Consider the following 16919-nt stretch of genomic DNA (forward strand, 5'->3'; position numbering starts at 1 on the left):
CGGTTAGGCTGCTGAAGGGAGACTCTTTCACTCCCTCTGAACCTTTAGAGAACGTATGTCATCTAAAAGGTGCAGGTTTTTTTCGAGAGGGAGTGATATGCGAAGGTCTCGAAGCGAAGCGGCAGAGACAAGGGAACGAATCGTCTCGACTGCTGCGGGAATGTTTTTGAGGAAGGGCGTGGAAGCGGTGGGGATGCGGGACATTATGGCGACCGCAGGTCTGACACCGGGTGGATTCTATCGACACTTCGAATCTAAGGAGCAGTTGATCCTTGAGGCTAATAGTGAGGCGTGGCAGAGGCTGCTTGCGATGTTCGAGACGCAGACGGACGGTAAATCCTCTGCTGAAGCGCTGGAGACGATCGTCTCGGTGTATTTGAATCAATCGCAGCGCGAAGGCAATAACTATCTCTGCCCCCTGGCGATGATTGGAGCTGAACTAAGTCGTTGCGAGGCGAAGGTGCGCGCAGTTTCCACTGCTGGCTATCAGCAACTGGTGAAGCTTGTTGCCGATCATCTGACGCATCTTGGAAGGGACGAGGCTCAGACTACCGCGAGCGGATTGGTGAGTGCCATGGCGGGTGCCGTCATGCTGTCTAATATCGCGTCTGACGAGGCGACGGCAAGAACCATTCTGAAGAATGCACATGCAATGATTCGGGTTCAGTTAAGCCTGGGCAAGAAGCCCTCGAAGAAGGCAGTCCGGGCTGGGCGATAGGGATGTCGAGATCGACCCATAGAGATTGCGAGCCTTTTGCGATGACAGGTTTCAATTTGAGTAGATTTCGATACGATATCTGCAATGTTTATGAGCCAGAGTGTCGAAGTTCTGATTGTGGGAGCTGGACCGACAGGGTTGGCATTGGCATGCGACCTTGCTCGCCGCCGAGTTGCGTTCAAGATCATTGATCTAGCACCAGCGTACTTCATCGGTTCGAAGGGAAAGGGACTGCAGCCGCGGAGCCTCGAGGTGCTGGATGACTTCGGCATTATCGATGAGATTCTGAGACTGGGAAAGTTTCATATTCCCTTTCGGGGATATGACGGATCGAAGGTGCTGGGGGAGAGGGATATTCATGAGGGGCGGAACCCGACTCCGAGCACACCGTATGCGAGTCCGCTGATTATTCGGCAGTGGCGTGTGGAGGAGAGGCTTCGCGCTCTGCTCGAGAAGCAGGGCGGAAAGGTAGAGCTTTCGACGGAGCTTGTTGGGCTGGAGCAGGACGAGAGCGGCGTCGCGGCAAAAGTTCGGAGAGAGGGTGGCGAGGAGACAATACATTGTCAGTACCTGGTTGCCGCAGATGGGGGGCGCAGTTTTGTCCGCAAGTTGCTGGAGGTTCCTTTTGAAGGAGAGACATGGACTGACGAGCGTATGTACGTAGGCGACGTTCGGTTACGCGGCCTTGACCGAGAAGCTTGGCATTCGTGGCCGAATCACCCGGACGGATTGCTTGCGCTTTGTCCGCTCCCCTCGACGGACATGTTTCAGTTTCAGGCACAGATACCAAAGGGCGAGGAGCATGAGCCTTCGTTGGAGCTGTTTCAGCGGATTGTGAACGAACGAGCTGGCGGGATGGATATTGAACTGATCGATGCGCCATGGCTTTCGCTCTATCGAGCAAACGTAAGGATGGCTGCGCGGTTTCGCATCGGCCGCGTGTTTTTGGCTGGCGATGCAGCCCATGTCCATTCGCCTGCCGGGGGCCAAGGCATGAACACCGGGATACAGGATGCGTACAACCTGGGCTGGAAGTTGGAGAGTGTGCTGCGGGGAGCGCCAGACGCTCTCCTGGATACCTATGAAGAAGAGCGGTTGCCAGTCGCTGCGAGTGTGCTCGGGCTCAGCACAAAACTACATCGGCAGATCACAGGAAATGGAGAGGAGAAACTACGGCGCGATGCGGTGACGCTTCAGCTCGGAATCACCTATAAAGAGATGTCATTGAGCAAGCGGTCGGGCGACGTGAATCTGAAGATTGCAGCCGGAGACCGCGCTCCGGACGCTCCCGGTCTGGACTTGGAAGGCAAGCCGATAAGGCTGTTCGATGTGTTTCGGGGGCCGCAGTTCACTCTGATGCGGCTGTTTCCAGGGAAGAGTGCCAGAGCGATTGAGGGTGAACTTGTTGATGTAAAGCGTGTTGATGTTCTTGCCTCTCCGTCGATCAAAGATGCGGCGTCAGCTAGCAAGATCTTTGTGGACGCCTTTGGCCATGTAGCCGAGAGCTATGGGGGCGGACCGGGAGATTGTCTTTTAGTGCGTTCTGATGGGTATGTTGGTTGGATAGGTCCGGAGATCGATTTCGCCGATCTTCAAGACTACCTTGGTCAAGTTTCGGCGAAGTAGACGCTTCGCGGCAAGTAGTCCCCTCAAGCTTTCCTTTCGGATGTTCTTGGGCGGGGAACTGGTTTTTGGCGGCTCGCCTCGCGTGGTGGGGTGCGTCTCTGTAAAATATCGATTGCAGCAGTAGAGGAGAACGTATGGCATCGGCAATGGCAGGGATTGAGGCGTTGAAGGGCACGCATCAGCAGCTGAAGGCGAAGATGGAGAGCACGGTGGAGGACTTCCGTGGACATCTGCTTTCTGCGCGAACGGGGCGGGCGAATGTGCATATGCTCGACCAGATCAAGGTGGATTACTACGGCACAGATACGCCGGTGGCGCAGATGGGGCAGGTGTCGACGCCTGAACCTACGCTGATCCTGGTGCAGCCTTACGACGTGGGGATGGTGTCTGCGATCGAGAAGGCGATAAGGACGTCGGGAACGGGACTGAACCCGATGACCGATGGAAAGGTGATTCGCGTGCCGGTGCCTCCGATGACCGAAGAGCGGCGCAAGGATGTGGTGAAGCAGCTGAACAAGACGCTGGAGGATCACAAAACCGCGATCCGCAATATTCGGCGGGATGGGAACGAGCAGATCAAGAAGGCGGCGAAGGACAAGCTGATCTCAGCCGATGATGAAAAGCGCGCGAACGAAGAGGTTCAGCAACTGACGGATGTGGAGATCAAGCGCGTCGAGGATCTGTTCAAGGCGAAAGAGAAGGAGATCATGACGGTCTGATCATTTGCTGGTTATTGATCCAGAGACGGAATGGCCTTTACCGGACACGGTGGAGGCCGTTTCTGTTTGGGTTGGTGGGAACAGGGCCTGATTCGTCTTCGCGAGAGACGCTTCTGCGGTCGCCGCGATTCTTGAGAAGGATTCGCTGTTTGCACCCGGAGCAGATCCAGGGAAAGTAGCCGAAAAAAGAGTAGAGGTGCTCCTCGAGGAGGCCGAACGCTTTGCTCGCCGCATCTTGGTGCCGTTATGGCATTTGGTGCACTGCATGAATGCCTCCCGTGGACTCGGCTTGGAAACGGGTTCAAACTGTGCAGATTATACGGATGTGGATAGCGGACTGGATTGCCCAGGATATATTTAGGTCGATTTACAGACTAGTCCTTATTCTTTCTCCCCTTGTGCCGATGATGGGAGCAGGCGCCTTCGCTAAGCACGAGGTGCGACATCTTCTTTGCGGGAGGCGAAGAATGGATGAGTTTGAGGATCATGAGGACCGGCGAAGTGCTGCTCTGGAGGGGGTCGTCGAGAGGCGGGAGCACAGGCGCTATGCCGTGGATGCGTGGGCTGAGGTGATGGTGAAGGATGGAACCATGCTGTTTCGCGGGCGGGTGCTGGATGTGAGTCAGGGCGGGTGCTATATAGAGACGGAGGCGCGGTTGAGGCTTGCTCCGGGGACGCCGGTGGAGATTTTGTTTCGGGCGCATGAGACAGTGCTGCGATGTGAAGGAACGAGCAGGATGGTAAGGGCGCGGGGGGCGGGATTCTTATTTGAGGCTATGAGCGCAAAGGTGCGGGCAGGACTGACTGAGCTGATTGCTGAGCTTGGTGGAGAAGAGAGCGACTAAGTTACAGGAGATTGAGGAAGTCATCTACGTTCATTCCGGCGCTTCGGATGAGAGAACGAAGAGTGCCAACGGATAGCTCTTTGTGTTGCGGAATCGAGAGATTGGCGCGCTGGCCAGGCTTCGTCATGACAAGATGACTGCCAACCTGCCCGACGGTCTGCCAGCCTGCCTTCGCAAAAGCTTTTGCCGCTTCTTTGCCGGAGATATTGGCAAGTGTTCCCATGCACCAAGGTTAGTGCATCGACTTAAGGTGCGCGATAGATTTCTTTGTGGAAACCTGGGTTGTTTGTGTGCGCCTGCGCAGGTTTAAACGGCGATGAGTAAAGGTGTTTGATCTTTTGACAAAGACTTCATCGCTTTTTGGTCTTCGGCCCACATCCACGCGGTGATAGCTTCGCGGATGTTGTTGATGGCCTCTTCCTCATCCTTACCCTGAGAGACGCAGCCGGGAAGTGCTGGGCACTCGGCTACGATCCAACCGTCTTCCGCGGGTTCGAGCGTGATGTGAAAGGTCATGGCTGCCTCTATTAACGATTCTAACAACAGGAATCGAATTTGTGATTTTAGCCTTTTAACATGAGTTAGGTGGTGTGGTCGATGATGATCTTCCAGCCAGTGTCGGTCTTTTCGAAGATGAGGGAGAAGATGCCCCCGGCGTTGCCGCCGTCTTTCTTGGCGCGGTCGAGGTGATACTTGCCGATGCAGACGGCGAAGTTTTCATCGAGGGTGTGGACTTCGAGTTCGGAGAAGGTAAGGGTTCCCATGACGGCACGGTTGGGATAGTCGCGCTTGTACTGATCGAGGAGACCGGCGTAGCCGCGAGAGATCTGGTGCGTGACGAAGAGGGTGTCGGGCGAGTCTTTGTAGCCGCTGGCAAAGGCGGGGAGATCGCCGCGATTCCACGCGGCCTCCTGAACCAGGAGAACCTTGATGACGTCCAGTTCTTGCCGGGAGGCAGTATGCAGCGGGTTTGTCTCTTGCGCGCACAGGGTTATCGGAGCGAGGAGGGTGATGCCGAGGGCGGCAAGGCGGAGAGAGGAACGAATCGGCATAGTGGCTCTCAAAGGGTAGACCTTGTTGGTGCAGAGTTTTTGAGCAGGCTGCTTCATAAGGACGTGGTGGAGTTCGGGTCGGATTGATAGTAGACCATGATGCGCGGAAGAACGATATGCCTGCGTGGCCGAAGCAGTAACTGTCTGAGTTCTTTTTGACCCTGCGAGGATGGATGCCTTGATTGTTCTCTCTGCTTGGTCGCTTCTTGTTCAATTCGGAAGAATGGGGAGGACTTTCACAGGTTCAAATGGTCTAAGTCTCGCCTTCCGTCGCTACGAATCTTGAGTTCGCGGCAGATGACGGTGCTTCGAGTCTCCTGAACTCCGGTGTGCTTGCGCAGTTGCTCGATGAGCGCGCTTCGATGATCTTTCCGCCGTAACTGTTCGAGCACCTATGGGAGAGACTTCGATCTCGGTTCAGAGGGTCACGCTTTTTTGCCTTTATTGTGTTGAGTAGGGATCTCTATGACACGATCGAACGCAGCGCGGATGCAGGGCCTGGATACCTTGCGCGGGGTTGCGATTGTGGCGGTAATGCTCTACCACCTAGAGGGTTATCTTCCGGAGAGCATGGCGGCTGTGGCTCAGTTTGGGTGGATGGGAGTAGACCTGTTCTTTGTGCTGAGTGGGTACCTGATCGGGTCGCAGCTATTGAAGCCGTATGTCTCTGGCGGCGAAGTGTCGCTTCGCGATTTTTACCGGCGACGGGCTTACCGGATTCTCCCTGCCTACTTTGTTGTTTTGTGGATTTATCTGGTGTGGCCTGCGTGGCGTGAGTCTGCTGTGCTGCCTCCTCTCTGGCAGTTTTTAACGTTCACGGTCAACTTATTCTTTGTTGACTTCAGTCATCATGCCTTCTCGCATGTGTGGTCGCTGTGCGTGGAGGAGCATTTTTACCTTGTGCTTCCTCTGCTGGTGATAGGGGCGATGCGACGGCCCTCTTTGCGGAAGGCGTGGTATTTGATTGGCGGGGTGATTCTTTTTGGAATTCTCTTTCGCGGTTACGTGCTGTTTCCGCTGATTTCTCCGCAGGGTTGGAGCGGTCGCGCTGTTCCGGAGGATTTTGGTACGGTGTACTACCGGTATCTGTACTACCCCACTTATTCGCGGCTGGACGGGCTGGTGGTGGGGGTGGCGCTGGCCCTGACCAGGAGCTTTCGGCCTGGGTGGTGGAGTTGGCTTGCGAAGAGAGGACACGCGACGCTGATTCTGGGATTGATGCTGACGGGTGCGGTCTGCTGGATGTTTCGGGGAGACGGAATGGGGGACGCGACCAAGGTTGCGGCATGGGGAACGGTGCTGGGGTTTCCTCTGCTGGCGATTGGGCTGGGTCTGCTGGTGGCTTCAAGCGTGAGCCGCGATGGGTGGCTGAGTAGATCTTCGATACCGGGGACAAAGCTGCTAGCTACTCTAGCGTTCAGCCTTTACCTCACGCATAAGGAGATCGCGAATCTGGACCGAAGGTATCTTCCCTGGTTGACGGAGCATCGAGATGCGAAGACGGTGGTGGTATACGCCGTAAGCTGCTTGCTGGCTGCGGCAGTGTTGTATGGGCTTGTGGAGAGGCCCTTTATGGCGTTGCGGGATCGCTCTGTTCGGGCCGGTGAGGTTGTGGAGGTAGAGATGCGTCGGGAACCTGCGCTCTAAAAGCCGCTGCTCTAAAAACGGCTAGGGGCGCGGAAAAGGCGCGTCTTCTTCGCGGGGTTTTACGCCGGCAGTGGGGGTGATCCAGATGATGGTGACGAAGGCGCAGAGGCCGAGGGCGAGGTGCGGGTGGTAGAAGGCCACAGGAATCGCGACAAGATAGGTCAGCAGCGAGTAGAGATGCTTGTGCTGTACGGAGGTGTCTTGAATTTCGAGTTTGCCGGCGAGGCGAAGGCGGCGAGCGATGGCGAGGCGCAGGAGAAGAAAGCTAAAGCCGGTGAAGACCATTGAGGACGTATAGAGAGCAACAGAGAAAGAGTCCATCTTCTTTTCGAGGACATAGGAGGTGAGGAAGGGCAGAAGTGAGAGACAGAAGAGGAAGAAGAGGTTGGCGTAGAGGACCAGTTCGTCGGCCTCTTCGGTGCGGTGAACGAGGTGGTGGTGGTTGATCCAGTAAATCCCGGTGAAAGCAAACGAGACGGCATAGATGGCGAGAGTAGGGATCACGGCGTAGAGGCCTGCGATGCCGTCCTGATGGGGAACCTTGAGCTCGAGAACCATGATGGTGATGATGACGGCGATGACTCCGTCGGAAAAGGCTTCGAGGCGGGCTGTTGTGGAGAGATGTGTGTGTCGCATAGGTTTACGAGGCTTGGACTTTTCGCGTTGGGAGCAGCATACATCGGCGGTTGGTGTGGGTGTATGCGTGGGAAAGACTAAAATGTAGGAATGGTCGAAAATTTCACTGGCATGCGTTCGCATTCGCGTGCGGTGGATGCCGTGCCTGCGGTTTGTTCGCATGGCAGTCCGAATTTATGCGGCGTGTTGGCGCCGGTGTTGCTGCCTGACGGAGTCTCTCGCGCATGCGGCTGACCTTAGTGAAAGAAGTAGAGAAAGGGTGCGATGATTCTCAGTGATAAGAAGGTGTTGCCGGGGCTGGAGGAGATTAAAGCTGCGGCGGAGTTGATCTATAAGACGATGCCGGCAACGCCGCAGTACAGCTGGCCACTGCTGAACGAGAGAGCTTCGGCGGTCGCCGGGCCGGTGGAGGTGTGGGTGAAACATGAGAACCATACGCCGGTGGGGGCGTTCAAAGTTCGCGGCGGGTTGGTGTATATGGACTGGCTCCGGCGGACTCGGCCCGAGGTGAAGACGGTCGTGTCGGCGACTCGCGGGAATCATGGGCAGTCGATGGCGTTTGCAGGGAAGCAGCTTGGACTGCGGGTGGTAATCGTGGTGCCGTTTGGCAACAGTCCGGAGAAGAACCGCTCGATGCGATGTCTGGGCGCGGAGCTGGTGGAGTTTGGGAACGACTTCCAGGAGGCGATTGAGCATGCGGCGCATCTTGAGGCTCAGTTTGGATGGCACCGGGTGCCGAGCTTCGACCTGCATCTGGTAACGGGTGTTTCCACCTATGCGTGGGAGATGTTTACGGCGTGTCCGGAGCTGGATACGTTTTATGTGCCGATAGGGATGGGGTCAGGAGTGTGTGGGACGATTGCGGCTCGGAATGCGCTGGGACTGAAGACGAAGGTGGTGGGGGTTGTGTCGAGCCATGCTCCGGCATATGCGCTTTCGTTTGCGGCAGGACATGTGCGGGAGCATGAGGCTGCGACGGAGATTGCCGATGGAGTCGCCTGCAGGAAGCCGGACGCGACGACGCTGGAGATTTTGAAGGCGGGGATGGACCGCATCCTGATGGTGGATGACAGGGCGGTGAAGGAGGCGATGCGAGCGTACTTCGTCGATACGCATAATGTGGCGGAGGGCGCGGGGGCGATTGGACTGGCGGCTCTGTTGATGGACCGACCCAAGGGAGGGAAGCGCGTAGGGACCGTGCTGTGCGGTGGGAATGTGGATAGCGACGTATTCGGGAGCGTGTTGTGCGATAGCGGGATGAGCTGATTCTCCATTAGCATGCTTATGCGATCTTGCAGTGAGGCTTAGATACTGGAGAATCTTTTCTTGACGCGGACGGCAAGGTGACCAAGGAGATTGCGGGGAACAAGTAGGGCGGTTGCCGCGTAGTTCGATGCGGGCGTGCTAGTCTGGCGCGGTCGGTTTCTGGAGTTCACTTCAACTTCCACGGAGTTTGCGATGACACGCTTCTGCTTAGTGCCTGCGTTAGTAGTGATGGCCTCGGTTTCAGGATTAGCTTCAGGGCCCGGAGATCGTGTTGCGACCGATCCCAAAAGCCTGGTCTCCGCGAAGAACGCGGCGGGATCGTCTCCGATGCCGGTGGCGGAGTTACTGCAGACCGTGAGGATTGGCGGGTCGACCTGGTCGCCGGATGGAAAGCAGATTGGGTATGTCAGCAATGCTTCGGGACGGCTAAATCTTTGGGTGATGCAGGCGGATGGAACGGGTGCGCGGCAGTTGTTGAAGTCCGATGACCGGCAATCGGGGCCAGTGTTTACGAAGGACGGGAGAGAGATCGTCTACGAGCAGGACAAAGGCGGCGATGAGCTGTATGACCTGTATGCGGTTCCGGTGAGTGGAGGTGCGCCGCGGAATCTCACGAATACGGATAAGACGAGTGAGAGTGGGCCGCAGTTCTCCAAAGATGGGAGGTGGCTGGCCTTTGGCAGCAAGGAGAAGGTCGAAGCCTCCATCAATATTGCAGTGATGGAGTGGGCGACGGGGAAGATGCGGCTGCTGACGCATGAGAAAGATCCGAAGGCCGCATGGAATGTTGTGGACTGGAGCCCTGACGGACGATATCTGTATGCGGTGCGGGGGGTGGGGACTGATGATGCGGATGTGTACCGCATTGAGGTGAAGACTGAAGCAGCGGAGAATCTGACGGCGCATACGGGGAAGGTGCTGGTGTTTGCGTCCGAGTTGTCGCCAGATGGCAAGACGCTGCTGGTGACCTCAAATGAAAAGGGTGGGTACTCGAATGTCGCGCTGCTGGATGTCGCTTCGAAGAAGAAGCGCTGGGTGACCGATACGCAGTGGGAGGCGCAGGCGAGTGGGTTTTCTCCAAAGGGGGACGTGTTTACTTACGTCCTGAATGCGGATGGACGGACGACGATTAATTTTGTCGATACGAAGACGTTGAAGGCGAGCGACAGGGGAGTTCCAGCGGGGTTGAACTCTCCCGGAGCGGGACCGACCGCGTTTCGCGAAGACGGAAGCTACCTGTTCGCGCACCAGGACTCGACGCATGCGCCGAATCTTTATCTGTTGAGTTCAGGCGACGCCGTGTCGCAGGTGACACATAACGAGAGCCCAGTCTTGACTGCGTCGGCGCTGCCTTCGTCGCAGTTGGTGACTTATAAGAGCTTCGATGGAAGGATGATCTCGGCGCTGGTGTGGGTTCCGTTTAACTTGAAGCGCGACGGGACGGCTCCCGTAGTCGTGATGCCGCACGGCGGCCCGACGGGTCAGACGCTGGACAGCTTTAGTCCGCGGGCGATTCTGCTGGTATCGCGCGGGTATGTGGTGATTGCGCCGAATGTACGCGGATCGACCGGCTATGGCATGGAGTTTGAGAGGGCGAACCACAAGGATCTCGGCGGCGCGGACCTGAAGGATGAGATTGCGGGCGTCGATTTTCTCAAAGCCAGTGGGTTTATCGATGCGAAGAAGGTGGGGATCTGGGGTGGATCGTATGGCGGGTTCATGACGCTGATGGCGATTGGAAAGAATCCTGATCTGTGGGCGGCAGCGGTGGATGAGTACGGGATTCTGGACTGGTACACGATGCTGGCGCATGAGGATGCGCGGCTGCAGGAGTATGAGAAGACGCTGCTGGGCGATCCCGTGGCGGACAAGGCGGTCTATGAGGCGAGCTCGCCGCTGAAGTACATTCGCGATGAGAAGGCGCCTTTGCTGGTGCTTCAGGGAGAGAGGGATATTCGAGTGCCGAAGGAAGAGGCCGAGCAGGTGGTGGATATCCTGAAGAAAGAGGGTCGTACGGTGGATGCGGTGTACTACCCCGAAGAGGGGCATGGTTTCATTAAGCGCGAGCATCAGGTGGATGAGTTGACGCGGTCGGTCGGGTGGTTCGACAAGTATCTTAAAGGAGATACGAAGACGCAGTGAGGGTTTGGCGATGCATGCAGCGGGATTTCAATGTGCAGGTTGTGGGGAGTGGATCGAGACGACGGTGGATGAATCTGGCGGTTCGAAGCAACAGTATGTGGAGGACTGCCAGGTTTGTTGCCAGCCGAATGTGCTGACGGTGCGGTGGGACGGGTCGGCGCAGAAGTTCACGATTACGGCTGAGTTGGAGAGCTAATCTGGGCAGGTGCGCGGCCTGATGCAACGAGTTCTGAAACTACTGAGCGCGGATAGCCTGACCAGGTAGTTGGGCTTCATTCAATTTGCCGTCGCGTACTACGAAGGTACCGCCTACCAGGACGTCACGAAATCCGTAGGAATATTGAGCAGGTTGCTGATAGGTAGACTTGTCGATCACTTGTGCGGGATCGAAGATGTCGATGTCCGCATCGGCCCCGACCTTCAGGCGGCCCTTGTTCTTCATCTGCGGAGTGAAGGCTTCGAGACGTTGCGCGGGTGCGAGAGAGGCGCGACGGACTGCTTCCATGAGCGTAAGGATCTTTTGTTGGCGGACACAGACTCCGAGAAGACGGGCGTAGGTGCCAGCGCTGCGAGGATGACCGGCCCCGTGGATCAGGATTCCATCGCTTGCGATCATGACAAGAGGATCAGCCATCGCGAGGCGCACCATCTCTTCCGTGTTGGAGAAGATGATGACCGGTCCTCCTTGTTTGCGATAGTGATTGAAGGATTCTTCGGTAAGGCGTTCGCCGGTCGCTACCCACATCAGGTCGGAGTAGGTGATGTTCAACTGCTTCTGCCAGCCGGGGTCGAAGACACCAGATTCAAGGTTGGTGTATCCCGCGGTGTAGGGATACGCCTCTGTGGTGATGTCGAGGCCGTGGGCGCGCGCGCCTTCGATCATTTTGAGCGCCTCCGGAGTCTTGCTGCCAGCCATGCTGTTGATATGGACGATGTGGAGAGGAGCGCCAGTGATGGTGGCATCGGCGATCATCTCCTGGAGGGAGTCGACGACACCGGGCGTCAAGCTGCCGGGGTAGCGCATGTGCACGAATACGGGTCGCTTCCATCTGGCGGCGAGATAGAAGAGGTTCAATGCCTCCTCTGGAGTTACTTTGGGGGTGTAGGCGAGACCCATGCCGAGCCCGAGCGCGCCTTGCTTCATGCCTTCGTCGATGTCGGCGAGAATTTGCGATTGCTGGGCAGCTGTGGCGGATTCGGTAACGGCGGTGTCCCGGGGCAGGAAGGTGCCAGAGTCTTTCATGACACTCATGCGCGCAGGAATGTGTCCGCTGCTTGCGCCGAAGTTGATGAGAGCCTTTCCTTCGCGTGAGGCGTACCATTCGCTAACGGGCCAGACGCCTACTTCAAGCTCGAGTGCGGTGGTGACGCCGTCCATGGCCTTGAAGCGGTAGTTTTCCGCGTCCTGGCCGTGAGAGTGCAGATCGATGAAGCCCGGCGCGACCGCCAGACCGGTTGCGTCTACTAAAGTCTTTCCCTTGAGCGACGTCGTTGAAATGGCTGCGATGCGATTGCCGACGATACCGACGTTCCGAATGCCGTCCAAACCCGATTCAGGATCGAGCACACGACCGTTGCTGATAACGACATCGTAGATCTGCGCTTGGGCTTTGTGCGGAGAGGCCAGGACAGCCCAGCATGTGATGGACGCCACAACGGCGAGGCACTGTGTTCTCCGAAGCTGCTCGTACATTCTTTGCCTACCGAATTGAGATGGATTGAATCTGCAGGATACTTGGGGCGAGAGGCTATATCAATAATGTGAAGATTTGTTTTGGAGGGGTAGAGGTGCCTTTGTCAGGGTGGTTCGTCCAAAAGGAAAGCTGAAATTCGTGGGTTGGATTGAGGTTGTCCGGCCAGAACCAGGGGGCGAACTCGCTAACGGCTGGCCGCTCCCATATAATCAGGACTTCGCTGACTTTGCAGGGCGAGCGTCATTTTTAGAGCAGTGAGGGTGTGCGTATCTTTACCGTGAATCGAGAGAGCGGAAGCTCCCTGAAAAGCAAGACCAAGACTGTGTGCACGCGCTCCAGACGCTCCCGCATCGTTAAAGCCGCGACCATGATTGCGTTTGCGGCGGCAGCTGCTTCGATGCCGGCGCAGCTCACTCCAGGGGCCTCGGCCGGTTCGGTGTCGTCGCAGGGGGTGGAGACGCTGTGCCAGCCGCAGGTGATCGGGAACCGGCGAATTCCGAAGGAGTCGGTGCTGGCAAGGTTGTACAGCCGGCAGAACGACCTTTATGACCCGCTGGTAGTGGAGCGGGACTTCAACTCGCTCTGGAATACGGGCTACTTTGACGATGTGCGGATTGAACGCGTGGATTCATCGAAGTGCGTGCAGTTGATCATTTACGTCAAGGAGAAGCCAACCATCCGTGAGATCAATTACAAAGGTCTTGGTGCGGTGACGCAGTCCGACATTCTGGACAGGTTCAAGAAGGCCAAAGTTCCGCTCTCGGTTGAGAGCCAGTACGACCCGACGAAGATCAAACGGGCTGAAGTAGTGCTGAGGGATCTGCTGGCGGAGCATGGCCACCAGTTCGCGACGATCAGGACTGAAGTGAAGACGATTCCGCCGGCTGCCGTGGCGATTACGTTCAACATCAAAGAAGGACCTACCGTGAAGGTGGGCAAGATTGCGTTCCAGGGCAACGACAGCCTGAACGACCGCACCCTCCGCGGTGCAATGAAGAACCTGCGTCCGATTGGGATACCGCACTCGATCATCCTGGAGAATCTGTTTGCCCGGACCTTCGACGCGAGCAAGCTGGATGAAGACACTGAGCGCGTGCGGCAGGCCTATCGCGACCGCGGCTACTTTAAGGCGCTGACGAGCGATCCGACGACACACATTCGAGATGCCGGCGGGATCAATCCCTTTACGCTGCACCCCTCGAAGGGCAAGCGAATCGATATCTTGATGCCGGTGGAAGAAGGCGCACGCTATAAGCTGGCCGGGATCACCTTTTCGGGTAATACTCATTTCACGAATACGAAAGCGCTGCGCGCGCAGTTTGCGCAGAAGGACGGCGAGTACTTTAACGCAACACAGTTCAGCAAGGGACTCGATCAGCTGCGCAAAGCTTTTGGCGAAGGCGGATTCATCAACTTTGTCGGAACTCCCGTACCGACGATCGATGAAGCTAACAAGACGATCAAGCTGAATATCGATATCGATGAGGGCAAAGCGTTCTACGTCTCGCGGATCGAGTTTACGGGCAATACCATTACGCGCGACAAGGTGATTCGGCGTGAGCTGCTGCTGGAGGAGGGTCAGGTCTACAACAGCCGGCTTTGGGATCTTTCCATCCTGCGGTTGAACCAGCTGAACTACTTCGAGGCGTTGAAAGCGGAGCAGGATTCGGAGAGCCGTCAGAATACCGATGATGGAACCGTCGATCTGCTGCTGAAGCTAAAAGAGAAGGGTAAGAATTCGATCGGGTTGAACGGCGGCATTAGCGGACTGTCGGGAACCTTTGTTGGGTTGAACTATGAGACCAACAACTTCCTCGGGTTAGGTGAGACGCTTTCGGTTCAGGCGAATATCGGCGACTTGTCGCGAAATCTGAGCTTTGGCTTTACCGAACCCTACCTGCGGGATAAGCCGATCTCGCTGGGCGCGCAGGTCTTCGCCAGCAAGTATGACTTCAACCCGTCGAAGAGCCAGAGTGCGACGGGTGCAGCGGCGGGAAACCTGACGACGGCGCAGCAGTCGCTCCTAACGAACTACAACCAGTCGACGACCGGTTTGACGATCTCGGCGAGCGAGCCATTGCGGCATCTGTTCTCGCGGACCGGCGTAACTCGTATCGGCCTGTCGTACTCCCTGTCGCGGTCTTCGGTAACGACGTTCAACCAGAATACGACTAACGTATTCCAGTCGCTGGCGTTCCGTTCAGGCGTTGCAGGACAGAATCAATTGACCGGCATTATTACCTCGGTGGTGACGCCTAGCTTTACCTTCTCGAGCCTTGATCGTGCGGTTGGTCCGCATCACGGAAAAGACTTCAACGTGTCGGTGCAGGTAGCGGGTGTAGGCGGTAATGTGAAGTACTACTCCCCGATCGCCAGCTATCGTCAGTTCTTCCCGATGAAGGGGTTGAAGGTCAGCAATGACGGCCATAACGTGCTCGGGTATCGCATCCAGCTGGCTCACACGTCGGGCTTCGGAGGCGAGGTGGCTCCGCCGACGCATCGTCTCTATAGTGGTGGTGAGTCGGATCTTCGCGGATTCGATATCCGGTCGGTTTCGCCGTACACGTTTGTTCCCAATCGAGTTCAGTACATCCTGACAAACCCGGATGGGACCTCGGTTCCGCGCGACCCAACGAACCCAGCGCTAGGGCCGGTTCAGATTCCATTGCCGATCTACCGTCTGGTTTCGATCGGCGGAGACACGCAGCTGGTTACTAATCTGGAATACCGGATTCCGATCGTGAACCAGGTTACGTTTGCGTTCTTCAACGACTTCGGTATGACCTTCGATGCGCAGCACGGTCAGTTGCGGCAGAGTACCGCGGGCCAGTCGCTGCTCGATGGCGCGCAGTATGGCTGCCCGACGATTGTCAATGGCTCCTGCTTTGGCGGGCAGTCGGTCAAATTCCCTGACCTGCTGAAGATTGTGCCGGGAACGAACTTCGTTCCGCGTGACTCGCTCGGGGCGGAACTTCAGGTAATTCTGCCAATCGTCAACGCTCCATTCCGGATCTACTACGCTTACAACCCGCTGCGTCTGTTCAAGACCATTCCTCAGGAGCTTGCAGTGCCCAACTCCGGTCCGGACAACGTGAATATCTTCAAGCAATACTTCCCAACGAATGGGGCGGGACAGTTCAGCTATCAGCAGGCGCTTCAGTTCTACGGAGCGGATTACGTTCTTCGGGAACCGAGGAAGACGTTCCGGCTGACGGTTAGTACGACCTTCTAATCGGCTTGTGTTTTGCGAGCCCATGTTCGGAGCAATTTGTCCGGGCGTGGGCTCTTTTTCTTTAAATTGTTTGGTTCGAGTGCCAGTTAGGTTCGTAAACAGATCGTCCTGCAGGACGGATACCTGCGCCTAGCCACACCGCAAGCGAAGACTGTTTGCGGAGACCCGGTTCGCGCAGCAACTTCGTGGCGGATACCTTTGTTATGGGTCTGATTAGCACACTCTCCTCCCATTGATCTGGAAGAAGCGAATCTAATAGCTTCGCTGGTACATGCGGGAGATGCGGTCGTGCCAGCCGAGGCCGTCCTCGTCCAGCCATGCCCAAAGGAAGCCGATGCCTAAGGGGCAGGCAGCTAGAACAGTGGCGAAGATGCGGCGGCGCATCTCAGAGCGAGTTGGATTTTCGTCGGAGAGGGTACAGAGGGCGATGCGGGCGTAGCGCATGCCCGGTGTGGCCTCGCTAAAGGTGAAGAAGAGAAGCTGGTACAGCAACGCGAGGACCGCAATGGTTCCGGCGGAGCCAATAGCAGCGGCTTGCAGGCTCATGGAAATGCTGCCGGCGCCGGAAGTCGAAGTATCTGTATGTAGCTTGCCTACCGTGACGGCGAAAGCGGCGACGAAGAGGAGAAAAGAGGCTGTGATAATGCATCCGTCAACGATCGTGGCCATGAGACGGAGATTGAGAGGCGCGGCTTCGGGTCTGTGCGCGAGCTGAAAAGGGGCCTCGGGGGTTTCGACCGGCGCGGAGACAGGATGGGCTGCCAACAGAATGGAGGACCACTCCGGTGCGATAGTTTCGACGACCGGGGAGGTAGAGATCTGAGTGGCTTCTACCTCGAAGATGCGCAATTGTGCGGCCTGGTTGTTATGAGACGGCTGGTCGATGTCCTCGCGGAGAGGCCCTTCGGCGAGACGTGGCCGGGCTTTGCGGGCGGCTACGAGCTGGCGAGGAAATTCGATGAGATTGGCGGGGATCTCGATGGGAGGGCCAGACTCTTCAAAGATAGGGGCTTGGCGGAAGGCGATCTCTTCGTCGAGAGCTTCGACCTCGTTCGAAGTTTCGTACCCCTCGGATAGGAGCGGCCGACTGGGAGTGAGAAGAGACTCCTGTGGTGGGTTGCGGGATACATCTTCGTAAAGTCTTACGGTGAGACCGGGACTAGGTAACGGTTGTGCGGCTGCGGGTGCCGATGACGCCTGGACGACTGGAGGCTCTGGCGCTACGAGCTTTGGTGCCGTCGATGCCGGAAGCGGAGCGGGTGCCGGGGGCGTCAGGTTCCATTGATCGAGCTCGGCGAGGAGCTGGTATTGGGCATCGGCAACAGCCTGTGCGCTGAGAGCA

The 16919-nt window shown here is 57.0% G+C and carries 15 protein-coding genes; 9 read left to right on the forward strand and 6 right to left on the reverse strand.

The features are described 5' to 3' along the window. The first annotated feature begins 97 nt into the window (after positions 1-97). The 4 genes from GSQ94_RS05325 to GSQ94_RS05340 all read left to right on the forward strand — a co-directional run bounded on the left by GSQ94_RS05325 (position 98) and on the right by GSQ94_RS05340 (position 3908). Positions 98-718 (forward strand): TetR/AcrR family transcriptional regulator, encoded by a 621-nt coding sequence (locus GSQ94_RS05325; protein WP_158942263.1) that lies wholly within the window; start codon positions 98-100, stop codon positions 716-718. 90 nt (positions 719-808) lie between these two features. Continuing rightward, the gene (locus GSQ94_RS05330; RefSeq protein WP_174240883.1) at positions 809-2344 is read left to right on the forward strand and encodes an FAD-dependent oxidoreductase; all 1536 of its coding nucleotides are present in this window, start codon (positions 809-811) and stop codon (positions 2342-2344) included. A 134-nt stretch (positions 2345-2478) separates the two neighbouring features. Continuing rightward, positions 2479-3063: a ribosome recycling factor gene (gene frr, locus GSQ94_RS05335; RefSeq protein ID WP_158942265.1), complete on the forward strand. Its 585-nt coding sequence runs from the start codon at positions 2479-2481 to the stop codon at positions 3061-3063. Positions 3064-3530: 467 nt separating this feature from the next. Then, entirely contained in the window at positions 3531-3908 is a 378-nt protein-coding gene (locus GSQ94_RS05340) for a PilZ domain-containing protein (RefSeq protein ID WP_158942266.1), read from the forward strand. Between the two features lies 1 nt (position 3909). On the opposite strand, the gene GSQ94_RS05345 is transcribed toward GSQ94_RS05340, so the two are convergent. The 3 genes from GSQ94_RS05345 to GSQ94_RS05355 form a co-directional block, all read right to left on the reverse strand. Beyond that, positions 3910-4131: a type II toxin-antitoxin system HicA family toxin gene (locus tag GSQ94_RS05345; protein ID WP_158942267.1), complete on the reverse strand. Its 222-nt coding sequence runs from the start codon at positions 4129-4131 to the stop codon at positions 3910-3912. Positions 4132-4214: 83 nt separating this feature from the next. Next, positions 4215-4424: a type II toxin-antitoxin system HicB family antitoxin gene (locus tag GSQ94_RS05350; protein WP_158942268.1), complete on the reverse strand. Its 210-nt coding sequence runs from the start codon at positions 4422-4424 to the stop codon at positions 4215-4217. A gap of 65 nt (positions 4425-4489) precedes the next feature. Beyond that, positions 4490-4960: a DUF4440 domain-containing protein gene (locus tag GSQ94_RS05355; RefSeq protein ID WP_158942269.1), complete on the reverse strand. Its 471-nt coding sequence runs from the start codon at positions 4958-4960 to the stop codon at positions 4490-4492. A gap of 465 nt (positions 4961-5425) precedes the next feature. Between GSQ94_RS05355 and GSQ94_RS05360 the strand changes: the two genes are divergently transcribed. Continuing rightward, positions 5426-6607 (forward strand): acyltransferase, encoded by a 1182-nt coding sequence (locus GSQ94_RS05360; RefSeq protein ID WP_158942270.1) that lies wholly within the window; start codon positions 5426-5428, stop codon positions 6605-6607. A gap of 21 nt (positions 6608-6628) precedes the next feature. Here GSQ94_RS05360 and GSQ94_RS05365 read toward each other — a convergent pair whose 3' ends face one another. Continuing rightward, entirely contained in the window at positions 6629-7243 is a 615-nt protein-coding gene (locus GSQ94_RS05365; protein ID WP_158942271.1) for a TMEM175 family protein, read from the reverse strand. Positions 7244-7507: 264 nt separating this feature from the next. Between GSQ94_RS05365 and GSQ94_RS05370 the strand changes: the two genes are divergently transcribed. From GSQ94_RS05370 to GSQ94_RS05380, 3 genes are all read left to right on the forward strand, one after another. Beyond that, positions 7508-8509, forward strand: coding sequence for a threonine dehydratase (locus GSQ94_RS05370; RefSeq protein ID WP_158942272.1), 1002 nt, complete (start codon positions 7508-7510; stop codon positions 8507-8509). A gap of 192 nt (positions 8510-8701) precedes the next feature. After that, a complete protein-coding gene (locus GSQ94_RS05375; protein WP_158942273.1) occupies positions 8702-10651 on the forward strand; it encodes a S9 family peptidase in 1950 nt (649 codons plus the stop codon). Positions 10652-10661: 10 nt separating this feature from the next. Beyond that, the gene (locus GSQ94_RS05380) at positions 10662-10847 is read left to right on the forward strand and encodes a CPXCG motif-containing cysteine-rich protein (protein WP_158942274.1); all 186 of its coding nucleotides are present in this window, start codon (positions 10662-10664) and stop codon (positions 10845-10847) included. 39 nt (positions 10848-10886) lie between these two features. On the opposite strand, the gene GSQ94_RS05385 is transcribed toward GSQ94_RS05380, so the two are convergent. Continuing rightward, complete coding sequence (locus GSQ94_RS05385; RefSeq protein WP_158942275.1) at positions 10887-12344, reverse strand: amidohydrolase family protein; 1458 nt, start codon at positions 12342-12344, stop codon at positions 10887-10889. Positions 12345-12607: 263 nt separating this feature from the next. On the opposite strand from GSQ94_RS05385, the gene bamA reads away from it, so the two are divergent. Next, on the forward strand, positions 12608-15577 hold the full coding sequence (gene bamA, locus GSQ94_RS05390; RefSeq protein ID WP_158942276.1) for an outer membrane protein assembly factor BamA: 2970 nt from the start codon (positions 12608-12610) through the stop codon (positions 15575-15577). A gap of 252 nt (positions 15578-15829) precedes the next feature. Here the strand turns inward: bamA and GSQ94_RS05395 are convergent. Then, the coding region (locus GSQ94_RS05395; protein WP_158942277.1) for an RDD family protein at positions 15830-16919 on the reverse strand (1090 nt) is incomplete at its 5' end.

The sequence above is a fragment of the Granulicella sp. S190 genome (assembly GCF_009766095.1).
GTDB lineage: Bacteria > Acidobacteriota > Terriglobia > Terriglobales > Acidobacteriaceae > Edaphobacter.

What these genes read in the sequence shown, in the direction of transcription:
- GSQ94_RS05325 (WP_158942263.1), top strand. Translation starts at nt 98, where the DNA reads ATGCGAAGGTCTCGAAGCGAAGCGGCAGAGACAAGGGAACGAATCGTC.
- GSQ94_RS05330 (WP_174240883.1), top strand. Translation starts at nt 809, where the DNA reads ATGAGCCAGAGTGTCGAAGTTCTGATTGTGGGAGCTGGACCGACAGGG.
- frr (WP_158942265.1), top strand. Translation starts at nt 2,479, where the DNA reads ATGGCATCGGCAATGGCAGGGATTGAGGCGTTGAAGGGCACGCATCAG.
- GSQ94_RS05340 (WP_158942266.1), top strand. Translation starts at nt 3,531, where the DNA reads ATGGATGAGTTTGAGGATCATGAGGACCGGCGAAGTGCTGCTCTGGAG.
- GSQ94_RS05345 (WP_158942267.1), bottom strand. Translation starts at nt 4,131, where the DNA reads ATGGGAACACTTGCCAATATCTCCGGCAAAGAAGCGGCAAAAGCTTTT.
- GSQ94_RS05350 (WP_158942268.1), bottom strand. Translation starts at nt 4,424, where the DNA reads ATGACCTTTCACATCACGCTCGAACCCGCGGAAGACGGTTGGATCGTA.
- GSQ94_RS05355 (WP_158942269.1), bottom strand. Translation starts at nt 4,960, where the DNA reads ATGCCGATTCGTTCCTCTCTCCGCCTTGCCGCCCTCGGCATCACCCTC.
- GSQ94_RS05360 (WP_158942270.1), top strand. Translation starts at nt 5,426, where the DNA reads ATGACACGATCGAACGCAGCGCGGATGCAGGGCCTGGATACCTTGCGC.
- GSQ94_RS05365 (WP_158942271.1), bottom strand. Translation starts at nt 7,243, where the DNA reads ATGCGACACACACATCTCTCCACAACAGCCCGCCTCGAAGCCTTTTCC.
- GSQ94_RS05370 (WP_158942272.1), top strand. Translation starts at nt 7,508, where the DNA reads ATGATTCTCAGTGATAAGAAGGTGTTGCCGGGGCTGGAGGAGATTAAA.
- GSQ94_RS05375 (WP_158942273.1), top strand. Translation starts at nt 8,702, where the DNA reads ATGACACGCTTCTGCTTAGTGCCTGCGTTAGTAGTGATGGCCTCGGTT.
- GSQ94_RS05380 (WP_158942274.1), top strand. Translation starts at nt 10,662, where the DNA reads ATGCATGCAGCGGGATTTCAATGTGCAGGTTGTGGGGAGTGGATCGAG.
- GSQ94_RS05385 (WP_158942275.1), bottom strand. Translation starts at nt 12,344, where the DNA reads ATGTACGAGCAGCTTCGGAGAACACAGTGCCTCGCCGTTGTGGCGTCC.